The sequence below is a fragment of the Rhodobacteraceae bacterium M382 genome (genome assembly GCA_025141015.1).
GTDB lineage: Bacteria > Pseudomonadota > Alphaproteobacteria > Rhodobacterales > Rhodobacteraceae > Aliisedimentitalea > Aliisedimentitalea scapharcae.
The window spans coordinates 1,172,541-1,194,152 of sequence record CP081098.1 but is presented as its reverse complement, the minus strand read 5'-3'; the positions used below and the strand labels follow the sequence as shown (position 1 = coordinate 1,194,152).

The 21,612-nt window shown below is 59.5% G+C and carries 17 protein-coding genes; 5 read left to right on the top strand and 12 right to left on the bottom strand.

What is annotated here, in order from left to right; all coding sequences use genetic code 11:
• Positions 1–138: 138 nt before the first annotated feature.
• Complete coding sequence (locus K3727_05445; GenBank protein ID UWQ92244.1) at positions 139–1,518, top strand: oligosaccharide flippase family protein; 1,380 nt, start codon at positions 139–141, stop codon at positions 1,516–1,518.
• 17 nt (positions 1,519–1,535) lie between these two features.
• Here the strand turns inward: K3727_05445 and K3727_05440 are convergent, their stop codons facing one another.
• The 3 genes from K3727_05440 to K3727_05430 form a co-directional block, all read right to left on the bottom strand.
• Entirely contained in the window at positions 1,536–2,801 is a 1,266-nt protein-coding gene (locus tag K3727_05440; GenBank protein ID UWQ92243.1) for a DUF874 domain-containing protein, read from the bottom strand.
• Positions 2,802–2,929: 128 nt separating this feature from the next.
• Positions 2,930–3,841 carry an exopolysaccharide biosynthesis protein gene (locus tag K3727_05435; protein ID UWQ92242.1) on the bottom strand — a complete coding sequence of 304 codons (912 nt, stop codon included), beginning with the start codon at positions 3,839–3,841 and terminating at the stop codon, positions 2,930–2,932.
• A gap of 103 nt (positions 3,842–3,944) precedes the next feature.
• Positions 3,945–4,667, bottom strand: a complete 723-nt coding sequence (locus K3727_05430; GenBank protein UWQ93275.1) for a sugar transferase — start codon at positions 4,665–4,667, stop codon at positions 3,945–3,947.
• A 701-nt stretch (positions 4,668–5,368) separates the two neighbouring features.
• Between K3727_05430 and K3727_05425 the strand changes: the two genes are divergently transcribed.
• Positions 5,369–6,238 carry a 2-dehydro-3-deoxygalactonokinase gene (locus K3727_05425; GenBank protein ID UWQ92241.1) on the top strand — a complete coding sequence of 290 codons (870 nt, stop codon included), beginning with the start codon at positions 5,369–5,371 and terminating at the stop codon, positions 6,236–6,238.
• A 1-nt stretch (position 6,239) separates the two neighbouring features.
• Here the strand turns inward: K3727_05425 and K3727_05420 are convergent, their stop codons facing one another.
• Positions 6,240–7,037: a TIGR03084 family protein gene (locus K3727_05420; protein ID UWQ92240.1), complete on the bottom strand. Its 798-nt coding sequence runs from the start codon at positions 7,035–7,037 to the stop codon at positions 6,240–6,242.
• A 101-nt stretch (positions 7,038–7,138) separates the two neighbouring features.
• Here K3727_05420 and K3727_05415 point away from each other — a divergent pair, with 101 nt between their 5' ends.
• Together K3727_05415 and K3727_05410 are read left to right on the top strand one after the other, a co-directional pair.
• Positions 7,139–7,792, top strand: coding sequence for a TetR/AcrR family transcriptional regulator (locus tag K3727_05415; protein ID UWQ92239.1), 654 nt, complete (start codon positions 7,139–7,141; stop codon positions 7,790–7,792).
• Positions 7,789–8,931, top strand: coding sequence for an acyl-CoA dehydrogenase family protein (locus K3727_05410; GenBank protein UWQ92238.1), 1,143 nt, complete (start codon positions 7,789–7,791; stop codon positions 8,929–8,931). The genes K3727_05415 and K3727_05410 overlap by 4 nt, the downstream gene beginning before the upstream one ends.
• Positions 8,932–8,955: 24 nt before the next feature.
• On the opposite strand, the gene K3727_05405 is transcribed toward K3727_05410, so the two are convergent.
• Positions 8,956–10,191: a GNAT family N-acetyltransferase gene (locus K3727_05405; GenBank protein ID UWQ92237.1), complete on the bottom strand. Its 1,236-nt coding sequence runs from the start codon at positions 10,189–10,191 to the stop codon at positions 8,956–8,958.
• A gap of 3 nt (positions 10,192–10,194) precedes the next feature.
• Positions 10,195–11,229 (bottom strand): hypothetical protein, encoded by a 1,035-nt coding sequence (locus K3727_05400; protein UWQ92236.1) that lies wholly within the window; start codon positions 11,227–11,229, stop codon positions 10,195–10,197.
• A 406-nt stretch (positions 11,230–11,635) separates the two neighbouring features.
• Between K3727_05400 and K3727_05395 the strand changes: the two genes are divergently transcribed.
• On the top strand, positions 11,636–14,308 hold the full coding sequence (locus tag K3727_05395) for a hypothetical protein (protein ID UWQ92235.1): 2,673 nt from the start codon (positions 11,636–11,638) through the stop codon (positions 14,306–14,308).
• Positions 14,309–14,417: 109 nt separating this feature from the next.
• Here the strand turns inward: K3727_05395 and K3727_05390 are convergent, their stop codons facing one another.
• The 6 genes from K3727_05390 to K3727_05365 all read right to left on the bottom strand — a co-directional run bounded on the left by K3727_05390 (position 14,418) and on the right by K3727_05365 (position 21,590).
• Positions 14,418–14,933 carry a thioesterase family protein gene (locus tag K3727_05390; protein UWQ92234.1) on the bottom strand — a complete coding sequence of 172 codons (516 nt, stop codon included), beginning with the start codon at positions 14,931–14,933 and terminating at the stop codon, positions 14,418–14,420.
• Between the two features lie 230 nt (positions 14,934–15,163).
• A complete protein-coding gene (locus K3727_05385; GenBank protein UWQ92233.1) occupies positions 15,164–16,207 on the bottom strand; it encodes an Ldh family oxidoreductase in 1,044 nt (347 codons plus the stop codon).
• Positions 16,204–17,748 (bottom strand): trimethylamine methyltransferase family protein, encoded by a 1,545-nt coding sequence (locus K3727_05380; protein ID UWQ92232.1) that lies wholly within the window; start codon positions 17,746–17,748, stop codon positions 16,204–16,206. Before K3727_05380 ends, K3727_05385 begins: the two co-directional genes overlap by 4 nt.
• Positions 17,745–19,076, bottom strand: coding sequence for an MmgE/PrpD family protein (locus tag K3727_05375; protein UWQ92231.1), 1,332 nt, complete (start codon positions 19,074–19,076; stop codon positions 17,745–17,747). The genes K3727_05380 and K3727_05375 overlap by 4 nt, the downstream gene beginning before the upstream one ends.
• A 21-nt stretch (positions 19,077–19,097) precedes the next feature.
• A complete protein-coding gene (locus K3727_05370) occupies positions 19,098–20,084 on the bottom strand; it encodes a sterol desaturase family protein (GenBank protein ID UWQ92230.1) in 987 nt (328 codons plus the stop codon).
• Between the two features lie 21 nt (positions 20,085–20,105).
• Positions 20,106–21,590 (bottom strand): aldehyde dehydrogenase, encoded by a 1,485-nt coding sequence (locus K3727_05365; protein ID UWQ92229.1) that lies wholly within the window; start codon positions 21,588–21,590, stop codon positions 20,106–20,108.
• Between the last annotated feature and the right edge of the window lie 22 nt (positions 21,591–21,612).

Here is a 21,612-nt window from a genome sequence, read left to right as displayed (position 1 = left end):
GCGCCAATCAGCGCCTCTGGCGGAATTTGTTTCAGATTATTTGCCCGTCGAACTCGAATTTCCCGGTTTTCGGGCTGTACCAAAGCCCCAAGGCGCGTAAGATTCGTGCCAGACCAAGGCCGGGCAGAAAAGGCAAACATGAACCGAGTGACCACAGCATTCAAAGGTGGCAGCCTGATGGCCCGCGTCCTGCGCAGCGCGTCCTGGTTGATGATCGGATATGGCGGCAGCCAGGCCCTGCGGCTGGCGGCCAACCTGGTTCTGGCACGGCTACTGTTCCCCGAAGCCTTTGGTCTGATGGCTCTGGTCAACGTCGTGATACTGGGTTTGACCCTGTTTTCCGATACCGGAATCAATGCCGCGATCGCCCAAAGCGATCGGGGCGACGATCCGGATTTCCTGAACACCGCCTTCAGCATTCAGGTGGTGCGCGGGTTGATCCTATGGGCCACAACCGCCTTGCTCGCCTGGCCCGTGTCACAGTTTTACAACGAGCCGGATCTGATGGTGTACCTGCCGATTGCCGGCGTTGGCCTTGCAATCAACGGGTTCATGCCGACGCGGGTTGAAACCGCCCACCGTCACCTTCTGGTGGGTCGTGTCACGGCGTTGGATCTGATCAGCCAGGCGCTCGGCATTCTGTCGATGGTGGTTTTGGCGGTGATCACGCAATCGGTGATCGCGCTGGTGTTGGGTGGCGTGTTCCAGGCCTTTGTGACGCTGGCTCTCACCCAAGCCTTTTTGCCAGGCATGAAGAACCGTTTCCGTTGGGAGGCCAAGGCCGTGCACGAACAGCTGCATTTTGGCAAATGGATCTTCCTGTCGACAGCGTGCTGGTTCTTTACCAGCCAGGGCGACCGGCTGTTCTTGGGGAAATTTGTGACGCTCGAAGTGTTGGGTCTGTACAATATCGGTTTTTTTCTTGCCAGTTTTCCCATGCTGCTGGGTTATGCCATCAACCAACGGCTGCTGATCCCGGTGTACCGCGAAAAACCGGCGACCGAATCCCGCGACAACTGGCGCAATCAACGATGGCTTAGGTTTGGCCTGAGCGGTGCCATCCTGTCGTTGCTGCTTGTCGTTGCCTTTGCGGGCCCGTGGTTGGTCGATCTTCTGTATGACGAACGATACATGTTGTCCGGCCCTATGGTCAGCCTGATTGCCATTGCCATGATCCCGGCCGTCATTGGGCTGACCTATGATCCGGCGGCGCTGGCCGCTGGTGACAGTCGCGGGTTCTTTGTTTTCACCGCCAGCCGGGCAATCATTCAGACCATCCTGTTCTTGCTGGGGCTCAGCTGGTTCGGGGTTCTGGGAGGGATCGCCGCATTGGGGGTGTCGATGCTCCTGGCCTATCCTGTGCTGATCTGGCTGGCCACAAAACACAAGGTCTGGGATCCGGTGCATGACCTGTTATGTCTGGTTCTCGCTGGCGGGATCGCGGGATTGATCCTGTCGTACCACGCCGGAATGATCCCCGACATGGTCCAGGCCCTGGGGCAAAAAGTCAGTCACTAGACGTCCGAAACAACGGGTCAGGCAGGTCCACGTGGTCTGCGTCCGAACAGCCGGGACAAAAGTCCCCGCGACCCGGTGCCCTTGTTGATCACCGGTATGGTCACCACGGGTTTCAAACCGGTTTTCTGTTCCATCCGATGGGCAGTCCGCAACACCGGATCACGAAATTCCAGAAGGACGGCCAAACCCAACCCGGCCAGAATGCTTGCCATCATCCCGGCCAACGCCAACATCTTGCGGCTGCCTGTGAACGGGTACTCCGGCAGATTTGCCGGTTCTAGAACCATCAGACGTTCGGATTGCCTGGCGGTTTCCAGCCGGAACCCGATTTCGGCCTCTGTCCGGCGGCTGCGCATCGCGCCCAGTTGATCCCGCAGCTGTTCGGCCTGGCGTTCGAAGGACTCCAATTGGCTTTGCACCTGAGGAGACGTCTGCAGCACCTTCTCCAGCGCCTCCTTGCGATCACGCATCAAATCGCGTTGCTCAGCCAATGTGGCCAGACGTTCTTCGTATTCCGCCAACAACCGCTTGGCTGTGGCAGGGCGCTCTGTCTTGGTTGCCATATCGGCAGCGCGCTGGATTTCGATCACTTCACGGGCGATATCCAGCAAGCCTTCGTTCAGGGTTTGCACTTCGCCGGCCCGCAATTCGACATTTGTCGAAGAGGACGCATTGTTGGCCTTGCGAAATTCAGAGATTTCCTCCTCGAGCGCGGCAAGTTCCTGAAACAATGCCCCTTCCTGTCGGGCAACAAAGGTCAGAGTTGCCTTGGCCTGGTCGATCCGGGCCTGTTGGCTCAGTTCGATGGTGCGTTGAGCGAATTCATGGGCAATCTGTTGGGCCTGAAGCGCCGTTGGCATTTCGGCGGACACCGTCAGAATGGAAATCGTGCCATCATCCGAATATCCTTCCCGCGCCGCAGCAACCCCTTCGATCCGAACCGAGCTGCGCAGAAGAAAGGCCAGATGGTTGGGTCTTTGGTCCCCGACATCCTTGAACAGCCCGTATTTCTCGATAACGTCGAGCACATTGCTGCGTGCCATCAGCCGCTGTTCAATCAACTGCAACCGGCGCGCAGACGATCCATCGACCGTTGATTTTGCCAATTCATCAGCAATCTGGGGCTGCGCGATCTGAATCACTTCGGCCGAACGGTACATGTGTTGCTGGCTCAGCGCGACAAACAGCGCGGCTACGGTTCCGACAATCGACACGACAGCAATCAGCACCGCGCGACGACGGAGCATATCATAGACATCATGAATAGACTGAAACGGACCCATACTGCTCTTTCCTACATCCCGGATGCACAACATGCCCCAGGTACGTCTTGGGTTTCACCACAGCATCCCGGCAAAACTATGACATATGCAAGGAGAACATGGGAAAGAGATCGTGCCCAATCAACCCGTCAACGTCCCCGATTGAGCAGGACGCCCAGCAATTGTGTCTGGTTGTCGAGCACTCTCTCGCATGCTTCCAGATCAGCCGCAGTGGTTGTCTGACCATCCGCAACCAGCAAAACACCGTCCACCTGCGGCAGAAACGCCATCAGATCGTCGTGCTCCAACAAGGGGGGCAAATCGTACAGGACGACATCGGCCTTTAGCGCGTCGCGCATATGGTCCAGCGTTTCGGCTGTCTGCGGATCATGCAGAATTTCCGCAGCATTTCGATCCGCTGCGCCAGCAATACCGACGGCCAGTGTTTCACTGCACCGTACCAGATGATGCTGCAACGGCACCTCGCCCATCAAGAAACCGGGCATGTCCCCCAACGCCTGAATATCCAGGGCGTCACCGATACCGGGATCGCGCTGGTTCAGATCCATCAGAACAGTCCGAATTTCAGGAACACGCGACAGGCTGAGTGCCAGATTGGTCGCAGCAAATGTGGTCCCGCATCCGCTGGTCGGCGACACCACGGCGACCCGGCTCCAGCCGCGTTCCTTGAGCGTTTTCAACAACCTGGTACGCAGCAGATCAAACTGTTTTGCAGCGGGATCCTCCCGGAAAAAGCTGATCAGCGATGACCGGCGCAAAATATGGCGACGCACCCCCAAAGGCACCTGCCGCAACAGCTCCCAAGGTTCCGGAGTCGGGGCAGGCAACTGGATCCTGAATTCAGGTTCCTCGTCTACAACAGGGCTAAGGTTGGCCTGGGGGTCCCGAATATCCTTGCTCACCCGCGCGTCCGGCATGGGACGGGGGCGGTTCTTGCGTCGAAACCGTTTGAAACCTTGTTCTGTCATGGCCTCCGTGTCTTCCAGATGGGCTGCCTCAGCAAAATAGTCTTCCAGATCGCTAGATTCGAAATCTCTCATCGCCAGCATCCTTTGCATATTCTAGCATGGCCAGCCCCCAGGCGCACACAAACCATTGTTTGAACGGGAATTGATCCGCTCTTCTTTCTCAATATCCGGTTTCTCAATATCCGGTCCCCCGGAGCACAACGCCGACTGTCTTGCACAATAGCTTTATGTCCAACGACAGCGACAGATCTCGGTGGTATTGCGCGTCGGTTTCGAACCGATGGGCAAAACAGCTCTCATTTCGGGCCGACACCTGCCAGATTCCGGTGATTCCGGGTTCAAGATCATAATAATAGGCATGGTTGCCATACAACGGCAGCTGTTCCGGCAGCATGGGTCGTGGCCCAACCAGGCTCATTTCACCGCGCACAACATTCCACAATTGTGGCAATTCATCCAAAGATGTCCGGCGCAGCAAACCGCCAATTCGGGTGATCCGCGGGTCAGTTTTCAGCTTTTGGGTCGTTTCCCATTCACGGCGCAATTCCGGATCCTTGGCCAGCAAGTCTGCCAGTTTGGCATCAGCGTCCCGTACCATGGTCCGCAATTTGAAGATCTTGAACCGTTTCCCATCGCGCCCCAACCGGTCCTGTCGATAGAAGGGCTGCCCCCCTTCGATCCACAACGCCAGCGCACACAATCCGGTGACCAACAACACTGCTGGCAGCGCCAGAAGGATGAGCACCAGGTCCAAAATGCGTTTGCCATGCTGGGCATAGATCCCGTGGTTGCCGATTGTCGATGCCGGCTCGGGCTCACCCGGATTGTACAGGGGGACAGAACCATTGATATTGGCTGCTTCCAACGACAATTCCCGCCTATGCAAGGGCAGGAACATGGTCAGCGATGCACTGATCCGGCGCGCGCCATCGCGTTTCAACCCGGCAGCCCACACAACAGCATTCGTGCGAATCAAACTACTCATGACGCTCCCCAAGCAGCAGCCGGTTACCCGGCTGGAGAGATGCCTTTCGGCACGACAAGAAAACCAAAATGCCCCCAGAGTGCAAAAGCGGACTGGAAACGCGACATTCGAACTTTTGGGCCAATTCCCGAACGACACCCCCATGTGTCCGAAATTTTGATCCCTGCGCATTTGAGCCGGGTTTCCGCCCCAAAATTGCCTAAGTTGAATTTATCAGTCCCCGGAGCATTTATAAGAAATTGCACAGAAACAGTTTGTTTCCAGTGGGAATATCCTTGTTTTCTTCCCTTTATACGAGATGGTTAACGAAACATTCAAAGATTTATACACGTATTGTTCCTGTATTTTAAACGAACCCGACACAGAATCAGCTGTCACCGATGCTGAGTCGCGTCTGCCACAGAGCTGGAAGGCAGGCAGAAAATGGACACAATCCGCGTGAAATTGTGGGACATCCCTCACACCAACACCCGTGAATTTTGGCAAAGTCGTCAAAATTGGGCACCTCGGAGCAAGGAACAGCACCGGTCAACGGGCGGAATCACGCAATTGCCCTCGCACCGGGCGAGCCATAGAACGGGGCACGGGAAAGCTCTGCCAAAAGGGAAACTCACATGAGCCAAGACACATTTCGGGCCGATTGGATTGCCGCCTCCTTTGATGGGTGCCAGCTCAGAGCCTGGCCCATGCAGGGTGGCGATCCATTGCAAATGTTGTCCTGCCCGTCGGGGCCTGCCGGTGTGGTCGCAGATCTGGTATCGCTGACCTCCAGCTGGCTGACGCCAGCCCCCCTGCCAGTCGTCCTGAGCGGCGATACCGAAATTCGGCCAATCCAGGTGCCATGCAAACCTTTGGATCTGCTTCCCCGAACCGATACGGATCGGCACACACGGATTGTTTTACATGCGCTCCCGGGGCTGAGCCAAAACGCGCCTTGCGCGATCATGCACAATGCAGCGATCCGCGTCGCCGGTTTCCTGTCGCTGAACACGGATTGGGATGGGGTGATCTGCCTTCCCGGTGCACAGACCCACTGGGCCCAGATCAGCGCCGGCGAAGTTGTCAGCTTTCAAAGTTTCCTGACCCTGTCGACGCTTGGTGCGCTGGCTGAACTGCCCGGACTGGAAGCGGCGTTTTCTGACGCTGACTGGGATCGTGACACCCTGGCCGACGCCGTATCGGATGCAATGTCCAAGCCCGAACGGCTGGCCGCGCGGATGGCCGAAGTTCAGGCGAACATGGCCCTGAATGCTCCTGCGCCGGCGCACTCACATGCCCGGTTGATGGGGCTTCTGATCGGGGCCGAGCTGGCCGCCGCGCGGCCCTATTGGCTGGGCCAGAATCTGGCCGTCATCGGCGATGACACCCAAAGCGCGCCTTATGCCGCCGCATTGGGCCAACAGGGGGTGGCCGCGACCATTGCAGATGCCCAACGCATGACATTGGCCGGGTTGACCGCTGCGTGGCACCGTTTGGGCACCTGAGTCATCCGGCCTTGTGGCGCGCGCCCTTGACCGGAGGGGTGACCGGAGGGCCGGCAAAACACTGTGCAACTGACATCCAGTGTTCAGCGACTGCGCCCGTGGTCCGCAATTCGGTGTCCTGAATACTGCGCACTTGGGTGACCACCTGGGCAAACGCCACAGCAGATCCGACAACCGCGTTGTCCGACTGCGGGGTATTCCATTCCCACACCGCGCCCGATGGCCCGGTCAGGCGCACATATGGAATGGGCTCGGGCACCGGCTCCTTGCGGTTGATAAAGGTCCAGCCAAAGGTCGATACACCCAGATGACAGATATTTCGGATCCGGTCCTGTTCAGAGCGATCCAGCCCCAACACGTCAAAGACTTCATGTCCGTGCGACCAGGTTTCCATCTGGCGCGCCGTGATCGAGCTGAGCGCGCTCATGTCCGGCCCCACCCATTTCACCCGCTCTTTGGGATTTACCTTGGCGAATGCATCCGCGCAGCTTTCCGCTCCGGCCATCCAGGCGTCAAACAGATCACGCCCGTCCAGACCACCCAGCCAGGGAAACTGACATTCCAAAATCGTCTTGCCCGCCTGCATGTCCCGAACAATCGGCGCGATGAAGACGTCAAATGCTTCGGCACCGGACAACGATGTTTCGGCCGCGACATTGAACAGATGCAAATGACCCAGGACATCCTCGATTGTCCACCCTTTGAACAGGGTCGGCTGGCGCAGGTCATCCGCAGACAGAGGGTTCAGAATCGCCGCCAGGGCCCGGCTTTCGGCGCGGAAATCTTCGGCTTGTTGCATTTGCGTCTCCTGGTTTGACGGTGGTCGTTCCGCTGCGTCTGAGTGATTGAACAGACTGATCGTTCTGTTTTATATCTGATCCAAAGAATAGGCGTACGCAAATGAAAACCCGAGCCGAACCCAACGTCACACGCACCGCCAATCCCGACCGCACTGCGCGCACGCGCGGGCGGATCTTTTCGGCTGTGGTGCAATGCCTGGACGAAGTCGGGTATTCCGAAACCTCGATCAATCGCGTGCAATCCCAGGCGCAGGTGTCGCGCGGGGCATTGACGCATCATTTCCCATCAAAGGAAGAGATGATGGCGCAGACCCTTGAGCGCCTGTTGGCTCCGGTGCGTGGACCTGAGACTGAGACTGGAGACCTTGGGCTGATCCACCACCAAGGCCCGGATCAGGACATTTCCGAGGACCTGCTCCGTCTTTGGTCCGAAGTCATCAACACCCGCCCAGGGCGTGCGCTGATGGAGATCCTGGTCGCGTCGCGCACCGATGATGCTCTACGTCAGCGGATCACCCCGGCGTTGCAGGCCTATAACACCGACTTCAACCGCAACATCGCCCACCTGTACAAGGCGGCGACGGGCGAGGCCGAAGACCTGACGCTGTTGTGGTCGATCTGCCGCAGTTTCATGCGCGGGCTGCATACACATGCCCCATACGAAGCCGACCCGACCGTGATCAACAAGATGGTGCACCGCTTTGCCCGGATCATGGCACCGCATTTGCTGGCCATACAAAAGGAAACCGGATGACCTCGCCCTTTGACACACCGGAACGCTCGGCCTTTCGCGACACCATGCAAAGCTTTGTCGCGCAGGAGATTACCCCCCATTGCGATACCTGGGACGAGGCAGGCGCGGTCCCCTGGGCGCTCCATCAAAAGGCGGGCGCGTTGGGGATCTGGGGGTTCGGCATAGACGAAAGACATGGCGGGCTGGGGTTCGATGATTGTTTCATGCGCGCAACCTACAGCGAAGAGTTGGCCCGCTGTGGGGCCGGCGGGGTCGCCGCGGCAATCAACGGGCGGATGATCTCGATCGAGCCCATTGCCCGGCTGGCCAATTCCGATATCCAGGACCGGGTTCTGCCCGACATTATCGCAGGCCGCAAAGGATCCAGCCTGGGCGTGACCGAACCGGGCGGGGGGTCGGATGTGGCCAATCTGACGACACGGGCGCACCGCGACGGCAACCATTGGGTTCTAAACGGCTCCAAGACCTTTATCACTGGTGGCATGACGTCGGATTACTTTGTCGTTGCCGCGCGCACCGGGGGCGACGGTTTGACCGGTATTTCGCTGTTCTTTGTCGAATCGGACACGATCGGGTTCTCGCGCAGCGCCCTGCCCCGCAAGATGGGTTGGTGGTGTTCGGATCAGGCGACGCTGTTCTTTGACGACATGCGGGTGCCCGCCACCAATATGATGGGCGCAGAAAATAGCGGGTTTCTAGCCATCATGGAGAATTTCAATCTGGAGCGGGTCGGGTTGATCGCCGGAATGTTGGGGATGATGAAAACCTGTCTCGAAGACAGCATTGCCTGGGCGCAGGAGCGCGAAACCTTTGGCAAGCCCCTGATCCGACATCAGGTCATCCGCCACAAGATCGCCGAGATCTCGGCCCGCATCGACGCGGTCGAAGCCTGGTTGAACATGATCTGTTGGAAGGTAAACACGGGGCCCATGCCCGTGGCCGAAATCTGCAAAGCCAAATTCTTCACCTCCAAGGCCTGCGAATTCTGCGCCTCCGAGGCGATGCAGATCCTGGGTGGTGCTGGTTATTTGCGGGGCAACCGGATCGAACGGATCTATCGCGAAGTAAAAGTCATGGCCATTGGCGGCGGCTCCGAAGAGATCATGCGTGATCTGGCCGTCCGCCAGATGGGATTGTGACGCTCATGTCAGCCGGCCAACGTGTCACCTGCCCCGTTTCTGGGCGACTTCGGCCAGTTGCCGACTGATCTCCAGGCCGCGTTCGATCTTGTCATTTTCCAGATAGGCAACCACACGTTCCAGCCCCATCGGCACACAGGCCGGGTCCAAAGTGTCCGTCACCTGCGCAACATCCCGGCGGCGAACAGACAAGAAATGCACCGGCACATCCTGGGCGGCAAAGCGATGTTTGTACGGCTCGTTCCCATGGCCAAAATCATAGACTTTGATCCCGTTTTCGATGGCCCACCTGATATTCTCGGAATGCAGCAGAAGTCCGACAAAATTGTCTTGGATCGTGACATCCCGCCCTGTGACCAACACGTGCATCCGTTTGCGCGCCGGGTCCAGAACATTGCCCAATGTCGCGATCGGACGGTCGCCCTTCCACAGCACCGGCATACGCAAGGTCCCCATCCGATAGGCAGTTCCCAAACCATGCAGATAGTTGCGCGATGTCACAAATGCAGCCTCTCGTCCTTTTGACGGTTCCCACTGCTGCATCCACAACCGCAACAATATGCGGATCGCCTCTTTCAACTCTCCGCCCTCGGGCCAGGTGACACGCATTTCGCCCGTCTCGAGACCCCTTTTGGTGGCCAATCGGATTTGCCGTCGTGTGTTTCTTTTTAACATCGCCAGAAACAGATTATGTGTCGGCGGCAGATCAATTCGCGGGCACAGCAAGTTATCAATCTGGCCTTGGTTGATCTTGTATTCTCGCCACCGGGTGCTGAATGCGGCTCTGGGGAACGCCGTCATGAACGTGCTGGCACGGTCCTGGGATTCCACGTAACGGATCGACAGTTCAGACCAGGGCATTGTCTGAACATGCTGCGCCATTTCCCGCAGCGCCAGATCCTGCCATTCGGGGTCGCACAAAAATCCCGTGTATTCCGATCCGACCAGCTTGCCTCCGGCCTCTATCTCGGTTTGCAAGCGGGCGCGGGTCTGACTCCAATGCACCCGCAACTTGAGCGGCAGAACCGCGACCAGCCGCCCGGCGTGATACACGGCGATAACGCGCCACCTGCCTGGGTTTGCCGCAAACGCGGCCGCCATCCAACGCCAGGACAAAAAGATCGTCGCCTCTGGATCGCGCCGCTCCAGAAGCTGCCAATCCTCGCGAATGCGTTTCATCCGATCCAAAGTATCAAAGCTGAACACACGCAAGCTGTCGTCGCTTGCGCCTGCCAATGGGGTTTTTGCCGCTGCATTCATGGTTCAGGCCGACTTCAACGAAGAGCCGTCGCGCAGGATCTCTTTGAACGCGCGCGCTGCTCCCTCAAAATTGCGGGACAAGGGGGCTGTGAGCGGAGATTGCGCTGCAAAATACTGTCCAACTTTGCAAATTTGCACGGCAAACTCGGGATGAACCCCCGCATCATCATATTTTCGCACTCTCTCCTTGGAGAGCCAGCCACGTTTTTTGGCTTCCTTAACGATCAGCTTGAACCGCTGCACCGCGTGAAGTGTCAGGTAAACCGACATATATTCCAGATAGTCCGAGATTTCATGGCCGCATTCATGATCATAGGCATCAATCATGATGTCGACCATAACGTCCGGCGCAATTGGCCAGGCTTCGTCCCCAATCAGCCAGGCAAAGTCTTCGGCACCATGACGCAAACCGGAATACTCAAAATCGAACCAGCGTAGCCGTTCATCCTGACCAATTGCGGCATTGCCGGACCGGCAATCCCATTTGACGAACTGTTTGCCAGGGTAGGCAATCGCATTTCCCACCGCGGCGCGATCATAATCGCCCGAAATCCCCTGGGAATAGGGTTGCAATGCATCCACAGCATCCACGAGATTGCTGATCCATTCGGCATTATTGCCCAGATGCGGCATCATTTTGTGCAGATCAGTCTTGCGCGCCGCCGCGTGGATCCGAAAGATCCCGGCCACCGCCTCTGCCGCCAGGTCCTTCTGGCTCCCGGCCGGGCAACGCACGATTTCCTGATTCAAGCGGCGCCGACCCACATCGGATTGGAACAAGATTTCCCCGACGACTCCCAGCACGCGGGGCAAATCCGAACTGTATGTGTTCAAACTGTTCAGAACATGCGCTTCCAGGTGGGTTCTGCGAAAATTTGGGCGCAGCGTCGCAATCACGTCCCGGTCGTCAAAATGCAATCGAAACGAAGATCTCCCCTCGCCACCGGGCGCCGTTACGCGTTCGACTTCCTTGCCAAAATGCTCTTCGGCACATTCCACAATGCGCGCAATGCGTTTGCTGTTGGAACTCTCGGACACGGCATACCCTTTCACACAATTGATCTCTAATGACCGCGCAGACGATCAGGCGCAGCACCCCTTACCCAGCAATGAGTATATCGGAATTGAGACATTTTTCGGGATCGAATTGGACAGATCTGCGGCCCTCGTCGAATCGCTCAGCTTTTACGTAGGTCAAGAAATTCGGCCCCATTGATGTCAGCCCCGAACCAATATCCCCGATTTCTCAAACACTGTTTCGCTAACTCGCCGGTATTGCAGCATGTTTCCCGACAAATGTGGCGAAAAATTGCCTCAAACGTGCCCGCTTTGTAGCGTCGAGGCTGGTCAAATGAGCCCTGCAAACACGAGGGCCAAACTTTGGCCGCTGTTGGAATTGTTTGCCAGGTTGCAGGCAATGGACGTTTTTTGGAGGGTGTGCGCGATGAGTTGGAGTTCCTACGGTTCCGGTACAAAATCGTACCACAATGGGGGTGTCGAAGGGGACAGCCTGTACCAATGGTACAAGGAACACCTTTTGAGCAAATACGGCTCTGAGGACGAGCCCTCCGAAGGCTCCGGCTCAGGCGGCACCAAAGGCTCAGGCTCGGGCGGTACCAAAGGCTCCGGCTCAGGTGGGACCAAGGGCTCCGGCTCAGGCGGCACCAAAGGCTCAGGCTCCGGCGGCACCAAGGGCTCGGGCTCGGGCGGCACCAAGGGCTCCGGCTCGGGCGGCACCAAGGGCTCCGGCTCCGGTGGCACCAAGGGCTCAGGCTCCGGTGGCACCAAAGGCTCCGGCTCTGGCGGCACCAAAGGCTCAGGCTCCGGCGGTACCAAAGGCTCCGGCTCAGGTGGGACCAAGGGCTCCGGTTCAGGCGGCACCAAAGGCTCAGGCTCCGGTGGCACCAAGGGTTCGGGCTCGGGCGGTACCAAAGGCTCAGGCTCCGGTGGCACCAAGGGCTCAGGCTCAGGCTCGGGCGGCACCAAGGGCTCCGGCTCCGGTGGCACCAAGGGCTCAGGCTCCGGTGGCACCAAAGGCTCCGGCTCTGGCGGCACCAAAGGCTCAGGCTCGGGCGGTACCAAAGGCTCCGGCTCAGGTGGGACCAAGGGCTCCGGTTCAGGCGGCACCAAAGGCTCAGGCTCCGGTGGCACCAAGGGTTCGGGCTCGGGCGGTACCAAAGGCTCAGGCTCCGGTGGCACCAAGGGCTCAGGCTCAGGCGGTACCAAAGGCTCAGGCTCGGGCGGCACCAAGGGCTCCGGCTCTGGCGGCACCAAGGGCTCAGGATCCGGCGGTACCAAGGGCTCAGGCTCAGGTGGCACCAAAGGTTCAGGCTCCGGCGGAAGCAGCGAAGCGCCACCCACTGGCGGCGGTGGCGGCGGTGGCGGCGGCGAAACACCGGCCAAAGAGCCCGTAGAGATCAATGTTGGGACAGATCCGCAAGTTGTCATTTCGGTCCTGGACACACAGGGCGGAGGTCTATTCTTCCAAGTTCAACCGAACTATCTGACAGAGGTCGGCGACCTTGATGGCATCTTTTTCAACTTCACGGATGACAGCGTTCTTGATGATGTCAACTTGTACCCGGATATCAACACCTTGGGGGTCACAGGTAGCCAGTTCGATGCAAATTCCGTATCCCAGTTGAACAACGGCTTTGACGTTGGATCCAACTTTGATGGCATGATCCAATTCGGGACTGAGGATGATTCAACCGCTGGGAACACCCAAAACATCAACTTTACGTTGTGGGGCAGCGGGCTCACTCTGGATGATCTTGACCTCAACAGCCTGACAATTGTCTTGAATTCGGACACTGCAAACCCGCATGTCCTGTCTCATGACACCAGCGCATCGGCGAGCTCCAGCGACGCATACCACAATGGAGGCGTCGAAGGAGACACCCTGGATCAGTGGTATGACGACAAGCTCGCTGACGAATTTTCGGAGTCCAGCCCCCAGGGCTCAGGCTCCGGTGGGACCAAGGGCTCCGGCTCCGGCGGTACCAAGGGCTCAGGCTCTGGCGGCACCAAAGGCTCAGGATCCGGCGGCACCAAAGGCTCAGGCTCAGGTGGCACCAAAGGCTCCGGCTCAGGTGGCACCAAAGGCTCCGGCTCGGGCGGTACCAAAGGCTCCGGCTCGGGCGGTACCAAAGGCTCAGGCTCCGGCGGCACCAAAGGCTCCGGCTCAGGCGGCACCAAAGGCTCAGGCGGCACCAAAGGCTCAGGCGGTACCAAGGGCTCCGGCTCCGGTGGCACCAAAGGCTCAGGATCCGGCGGCACCAAGGGCTCAGGATCCGGCGGCACTAAAGGCTCCGGCTCAGGCGGTACCAAGGGTTCCGGCTCCGGTGGCACCAAAGGCTCAGGATCCGGCGGCACTAAAGGCTCAGGATCCGGCGGCACCAAAGGCTCAGGCTCCGGTGGCACCAAAGGCTCAGGCTCGGGTGGTACCAAGGGCTCCGGCTCAGGTGGTACCAAAGGCTCCGGCTCTGGCGGCACCAAAGGCTCAGGCTCTGGCGGCACCAAGGGCTCAGGCTCCGGTGGCACCAAAGGCTCCGGCTCAGGTGGTACCAAGGGCTCCGGCTCAGGTGGTACCAAGGGATCCGGCTCTGGTGGTACCAAGGGCTCAGGATCCGGTGGCACCAAAGGCTCAGGCTCCGGTGGCACCAATGGCTCAGGCTCGGGCGGCACCAAGGGCTCAGGCTCGGGCGGCACCAAGGGCTCAGGCTCCGGTGGCACCAAAGGCTCAGGCTCCGGTGGCACCAAAGGCTCAGGCTCCGGTGGCACCAAAGGCTCAGGCTCAGGCGGTACCAAGGGCTCCGGCTCGGGCGGCACCAAGGGCTCAGGCTCGGGCACAGGCGGAACCTTCAGCATCGCTGCGACCCACGGTCTGCCCGACTTTGAGGGCGAACCGGTGTCAAGCGGTGGCACGGATGACGACGTGGTCTATGCCAGCGCCTCTGGTGGGTCTGGTAGCGGTGGAACCGGAGGGTCCTCCGGAACTGCTGGCAACACCGAGCTATATGACATCATGGCGCTGATGACGCAGTCTCAGGACGACGACCCGTCTGCACATGAACCCGATGACGAGGGCGACGATGATGATCTCGGGTTCCTCTGACTCCGCAAATCAATGACATCCACAGGGACGGGCTTGCCCGTCCCTGTGGCCGTTTTCAATCCGGTCAACACCTGAAAGTTCAACTGAGCAGAGCAGGCACCGTGCTTCCCTACCGGCGCAATCCCAGGCTCGCCCCCAATTGGCGGGGACGCGCCATGGCTTTATGGTCCGATAGCATCCGCGAAAACCGGCGCTGCGCCCAATCCGGATAGGCCGTCGATCGTGCTGTCTCGTGATCGACATTCATCGCAACGATTTCTTGTGTGGCACACACCACCCCGTCAGGCTGGCGCATCATCTCACCAAAGAAATGCAGCCGTTTGTGATCGTGGTCGATCAAACGGAACTGCACGTCGAATTTCTGCCCTTCCAGCAGTTCCTGCAAAAATTGCATGTGCGACTGCAGCACGTAAGGCCCCTGACCCTCTGATTTGATGAACTCGGTGCCGATCCCCAGTTCGTGGTCAAACACTTTGTCGATGGCCTGATCAAAGGCGATCCCGTAATAGCCGACATTCATGTGCCCATTATAGTCGATCCATTCCGGGCGCACGATCTGATCACGAACGATCAGCGGCGCAGCATAGGGGCCATCATGACCCTGTTCGGGGAAAGATTTGGTCATCTGTATCCTCATTCTGGTTTTGCGTTCACAATGACGCGCCGCCCCCCGTCCGCCAAGACCGGACCCCGGCATCATTGGGAAAAACCCCTGTCGGCACAGGACCCTCAGCGCCTGGATCGACGCGCGACCGCCCCTCGCAGGCCAGCCTGCGGGGGGCCACGCCCAACGGGGAGCCCTGCATCTTTGATGCTGGGTTCCCGGGCGGGAGCGCTTGGCTTTCAGAGACCGGATCAGGCTTTCAGACCTGCTTCCAACTCCTGTATTTGCCGCCAGGTTGCTTTTGGAATTGCGATCCGATCACCAGATTTCACATATTGGTCGCGTTCGCGTTCGCCTGGCACTTCGACACAATCAAACCCCGGTGCCGGTGGACAGTTGCGCATGTCCGAAAGAACCGCCTCGGCCGCAACTTCCATGGCAGAGGTCTCGCGAAAATGGTCGCAGCGAAGGGTGACCAACAGCCAATTGCATTCGGTCGACGACGGCCCCAGCATCGCTTCCCCAATCATCTCCCCCATCAACGCCAATCCATACCCCTTGTGCCCACCCGCAGGCAGAATGGCACCTCCGGAAAAATACGCTTCCGGGTCCCGGCTCGGGTTTCCATCTCGATCAATCAGGCAGCCGTCCGGCAGTTGCGCCCCGGCCGAGCGCGCCGCATAGATCCAGCCTCCGGCAATCTTGGAGGTGGCAAAGTCCAGCACCACCGGGCCGCGTGCTCCACCGGGAATTCCAATGCACCAGGGGTTGGTTGGCAACAGCCCCTTCGCTCCGCCATGCGGTGCGACCTGCGGCCAGTTTTTTCGATTTCCCCCACCAACACAGATGGTCAGAAACCCCTCTTGTCCCGCCTTGTCGGCAAACGCCCCATGGCGTCCGGTGTGGCCCACGTTGCGGATCGCCAGCGCTGACACACCCGTTTGCACTGCCATCTGCATACCCGTCTCATAGGCCTGCACCATCGCAGGGATACCGATACCACCCCCACCGTCCACATGGGTGGCCCCCGACGGAGCACGAATAACCTGCGTGTCAACGCCGACAGACAGATACCCGTTCTGCATCTGCTCTGCATATTGCAGGGTGCGCATCACACCATGGCTTTCCATACCCGACAAGGACGTTTCTGCCAGGTGCTCGGCCACACACCGCGCGACCTCTGGCGTGTTGCCCAACCGCTCAAAGATCGCGACCATACAGGACACCGCCTCGGCCTTGCTCACATTGACCCGTTGATCCTCTTGCAGGTCCAGCTTGCTCCGGGTGGCGGTCATAGGTCTGCCTTTGGTAGCCGAATGGGGAACCTTGCGCGGATTTCAGCGTCGATCTCCGCAGGAATATGTTCGGATCGCGGTCCCCCCAATAACGCCTCAGTCCGGGCCCGCGCCTGTTCCAACAGGTCGCGGTCCGGAGCGGCTGCCCATTCCTGCGGTGTACGCCGATCCGCCAGCGCCGGATAGTAATAGTCGCTTTCCATCCGCTTCAGCGTCTGATCATGCCCCAGAAAATGCCCGGGCCCATCGACACAAACCTCGCGGATGACCTCCAACGACAGGGTGTCGTCACTGACCTCGAACCCGCGCGTCGCCCGCAGGATCGACCCGATCATGTCATTGTCCAGAACAAAGCTCTCCAACGAACAACCCAAAAGCGACCCATACATCCCCGCAGCCTCATAAATCAGATTGGCCCCGGACAATGCCGACAAAAGTTCGGTCACGCCTTTTTCATAGCCCGCCTGAAAATCCGGCATCTTGCTGTCGGTCATGCCCGCCGACACCGCGCAGGGAATATCGAAATGCTGTGCCATCTGGGCACAGGCCGCCATCAGCAGCCCCTGTTCGGCGCTGCCTCCCGACATCGCACCAGTGCGAAGATCGCTCACGAACGGCAACGCGCCAAAGGTCGCCGAGTGGCCCGGGTTCAACAGATTCACATAGACAAGCCCCGCCAGCACTTCGGCCGTTTGCTGCGCCACTGCTCCGGCCAGCGGCGCCGGGCTGGTGGCCCCCGCCTGTCCGGCCGAGACCAGCTTCAGGGGAATGCCGTGACGGGCAGCGCATTCGATCACGCCCAGCGCCTCTTCGGCGAATGTCAACGGCGGCACGATGAAACAGGTCGAAACACAGAACGGCGGACGCGCACGCAAGGCCTCGGGGCCGCCCGCGATCATCTGCATCATCTGCACGGCGGCTTCCATGTTTTCCTCTGAGGTGAATGACCCACCAACCGGTTTCGCCGTCCCTTTGAGACAGCCATAGGCCGTGTTCAGGTCCATCTCGAACGGATCGCTCAGATCCCGCGCGACCACAGTGCGCTGAAACATGTGGATATTTGGCAGCGACTGGGCCAGCCGCGCCATATCGTAGAGATCCCTGAGCGCCGAGTCGCGGATCGTGCCTGTCAGGCTGTCGACGATATGCACTGCGGCTCCCGAGGTCCCCAGATGGATCCGGGTGCCCGACGGATCGATGTCATACTCAGGCATTTGCCCAAACAGCTTGAAACCCCGCCCCGCCACCTTGAGCATCCGCCGCACCAGATCCGCGGGCATCAGCAATCGCCCATCCTCGGTCAGCGAGCCGCCATTGTTGCAAACGGTTTCCACGCAATGTGGCGTGGCCCCCTTCAATCCGATCTCTTCCAGGATACGCAGGGCGGTGTCGCTGACCCTCTCGATCTCGCGCCGGGTAAACGGAGTATACCGCCCCCCTTCGATCCCTGGCCAGATGGCCGTGCTGGGGCCTGACCCGGCTCCATCCGCGCGGTCAATCCGGCGGGCTGCACGCCCACCGTTACGCCGGGTTCGGCTCATGTCGTTCCCTTTCTAAAGAATCCCGCTATGTCCTGGGTGTCACGCCAGCCAAGCAATCTGGTGAACTCCGCAGCCGCCCGTCCAGTGATAGAGCTGTATTTGGCTGCATATTGCGCATCGGACATCGGGGTCTGTCGCGACCCCAACGGATAGTCACATTGCCCTCGCACCACTCGCCCGCCCTGCCCGACCAGCTCCAGCACATCCGGTTGCGCCGGATCATAGTTCAGCGCGGGATTTCGTGGTGGTTCGGTGGTGACGTCGGTCACCGCGATCAGGCGGGCAACTTCGGGGCGCTGCCAGAAACCGGCAGCGCTGTCGGCCATGGTCAAATCACCGCTGACCAGAACCTGTGCGACACAGGCTGGCACGGAAAACAACGCTTCGGTCTGGGTTGTGGGCTGGTCAAAGGGCAGGATTGCCTTGTGAAAATCCGGCAAGGTTGCCCGCACCTGCACCACCTCGTCATGCGCCATCTGCCGACGCAGTTCCAGCGCAGCGGTCATCAGCCGATGGATATAGCTACACGACGGCCAGGGCTTTATCAGCAACCCGTATTCCTGCAGAGCCCACGGCCGTCCCAGTTTGGCAATCGCATGGGCAAAGCTGTCAGGCGTCCCGGCCCCCATCAGCCCGTTGAACCCGCGGTCGCTGTCCAACACCTGTGGTTTGCCTGTCGCTCCGGCACGGGCCAGCATCGCCGCTTCAAACCCTGCTCGGGCTGCTTGTCCGGCCTGCAACGGTTTGACGCTGGAGCCGAACTGTATGGTATAGCCCGTTGCCTGCGACACAGAGATTGCCATTGCATGAGCGGATTGCTCCCTGTCCAAACCCAAGGCCCGCGCACAGGCCGCCGCTGCCCCGATCGCACCCAGGGTCGCTGTCGAATGGAAGCCTCGGGTATAGTGACCCAGCGTTACCGCCTCGCCCAACCGACAGATCATTTCAAACCCGACGCAATAGGCGTTCAGCATCTGTGCGCCGGTCAGGGGCACGACTTCGGCCACTGCCAATACCGCGGGCAGGATCACAATGGTCGGATGGGTATTGCCTGGCTCCTCCCAGTCATCCAGATCATAGGCGTGTCCCGACACCGCATTGCCCAGCGCCGCATAGCCGGGGGCCACCTGCTGCCCCGCACCATACAGCGGCGCATTGCCCGCCCCGACCACGGCCAGAACAGAACGCACCCGTGTCGCGACCTCGCTGTCGGTCCCTGCAAGAATACAGCCGAAACAATCGGCCACAGCCCGTGTCACCATCGGGTGCACATCAGCCGGTGCATCGGCAGTGGCGACAAATTCAGCGCAAGAGGTGAGTATCATCATTTCTGGTCCGCCATATTGCCTTCACCTGTACATCTGTTTCTTGCGCTCCCGGGTGGCGCGGGTGGCGGTGTCGCTGCCGTCATGAAAGGATCCAAACATCACATCCCAGGGCATCTCGGCGGTTCCATAATTGCATTCGAAATACCGATGGTGCAGCTGGTGAAAGAAATCTCCCGCACTAAAACGCCTGCGCCCGCCCGACACGATACCTTCGAAACCGGAATGCGACACCGCCGGGTTCAGCCCGTTCAGATAGGCATGGAACAGCACGTGAACCGGGTGTGATGGCACGACCAGATGGATCAGCAAGGACGAGAAATAGATGGCTGTTTCCACCGGATGCATCGAAATCCCGGCCCAGGGACCGATATTGATGTTCCGGTGATGCAGCGCGTGCGCCAGTTTATACAATGGCGGCCAATGCAGCCAGCGATGCACCCAATAGAAATGAAAGCTGGACCAGATCGGAAGGATCACCAGCCAGGCAATGAACCAGATCGGGTTGCCGGCGAAACTGATCTGCGGCGCATAGCCATTGGCTGCGGCCCAGAAATACAGCACCTCATAGGCGGTCCAAAACCCCACGCCGCTGATCAGCGACCAGAACATATTGTCCCAGACCTGATTGCGAAACGTGAAATGCCCGTTGTTGGCGGTCTGGTCGCGGGCGTCGAACTTCAGCGTTCTGCCCTGCCGCTTTAGCGTGATCAGCCACAGATGCAGCCCTCCTGCCACCAATGTCAGCAACACGATATTGCGCAGCCAGATCTGGGCGATCCACCCAGGAGACAGGGTCTGCATCTGGGTCCACTCGGGTTGGAACCAGGCATAGACACCCCACGCCAGGGCCAGCTCGATCGTGACCGAACTGAGCGCCAGCCAATATTGCGCAATCCATTTGATCCAGGCGACAGGGCGCGGTGGCCAACTGAGGATTGGTGACACCGGAATCGGCAAATCCGGATGGTGGTTCCAGGTGCCGGCCTTGGGCGTGGGGTCCGGTGTCATGTGATGTACCCTCTGATTTGATCAGTCTGCAAAAGGATCGGGTTGATGCGGATCGGTGGAGAGCCAGACCGATTTGGTCTGTAGGAAACAGCGCATCCCCTCCCACCCGTTTTCGCGCCCATAGCCAGACTGTTTGTACCCCCCTACCGGGGACTGGGTGGCCGCGTTGAAATAGTTGTTGATATAGACGGTCCCGGCTTCGATCCGGTCGGCCATGCGCATGGCGCGGGTCACGTCCCGCGACCAGATCCCGGCAGCCAGACCAAAGATCGTGTCATTGGCAGCGCGGATCACCTCGACCTCATCCTCCCAGGCTTCGGTTGACACCACCGGGCCGAACACTTCGGTCTGAGCCAGATCCGACCCGTTTGGCACATCGGCAAAGATTGTCGGGCCAATGTAATACCCCTGATCGCGACAGGCGCTGCGCCCATCCAGCAGCATCCGATGCCCGGCAGCCTCGGCCGCGTCAATTTTCTGCAATACGGACTCGTAATGCGGACGGTTGGCCATGGGGCCAATCTGGGTCGCGGGATCATTCGGATCCCCCACCCGGGCCTTTTTGACAACCTGGACCAGCTTGTCCGTGAATGCGTCGATCACGGATTTATGCACCAACAGGCGCGAACCCGAGATACAGCTTTGACCGCCTGCCGGAAAGATCCCCGCCGCCACGCCATTCACGGCCAGATCCAGGTCGGCGTCCGGCAGCACGATTTGGGGAGATTTGCCGCCCAGCTCCATCACGATGGGTTTGACCTGACGGGCCGCGATGCTGGCCGCCGCCCGCCCCCCCGCGGTGCCACCGGTAAAGGAGACCATGCGGACATCCGGATGATCGATCAGCGGCTCGCCCGTGGTGCGGCCAAAACCGGTCACCACATTTAACACCCCCGGTGGCAGATCTGCCTCGAGCAACACATCCATCAACTCGAGCGTCGAACAGGAAGAGTGTTCGGATGGTTTCAGAACCACCGTGTTCCCAGCCGCCAGACAGGGGGCGAGCTTCCAGATCAGGGTTCCCAATGGCGAATTCCAGGGCAGGATCTGGCCGACCACGCCAAAGGGTTCCCATTTGACGTAATTGTGGATGTTGGGGGCCTCGGCCGGGATAACCCGGCCTTCGAACTTGTCACACAGGCCAGCATAATAATGCCAACTGTCCACCTGCCACTGGCCAGAACGCAGACCAGGAGTGATGGCCCCGGGCAGCTTGCCATTGTCGCGGGTTTCCATGACGCCCAGCCGGTCGGCATGCGTGCTGATCACATCCCCAATCCGGCGCAGCACCCGCCCCCGTTCTGCGGGCATCATCCGCCCCCAGGGGCCGTCGTAAAAGGCGGATTTGGCAGCCGCCACCGCCCGGTTTACATCTTGCGACCGGCAATCGGGAACCCTGGCCCACACGCGACCGTCGGCCGGATTTTCACTATCGAAATACTGTCCCGAAGCCGGCTCATGCCAGGCGTTGTTGACAAAGTACCCAAAGGTTCGAACGTCAGTCATTGATTATCCTCAAAGATCTCAG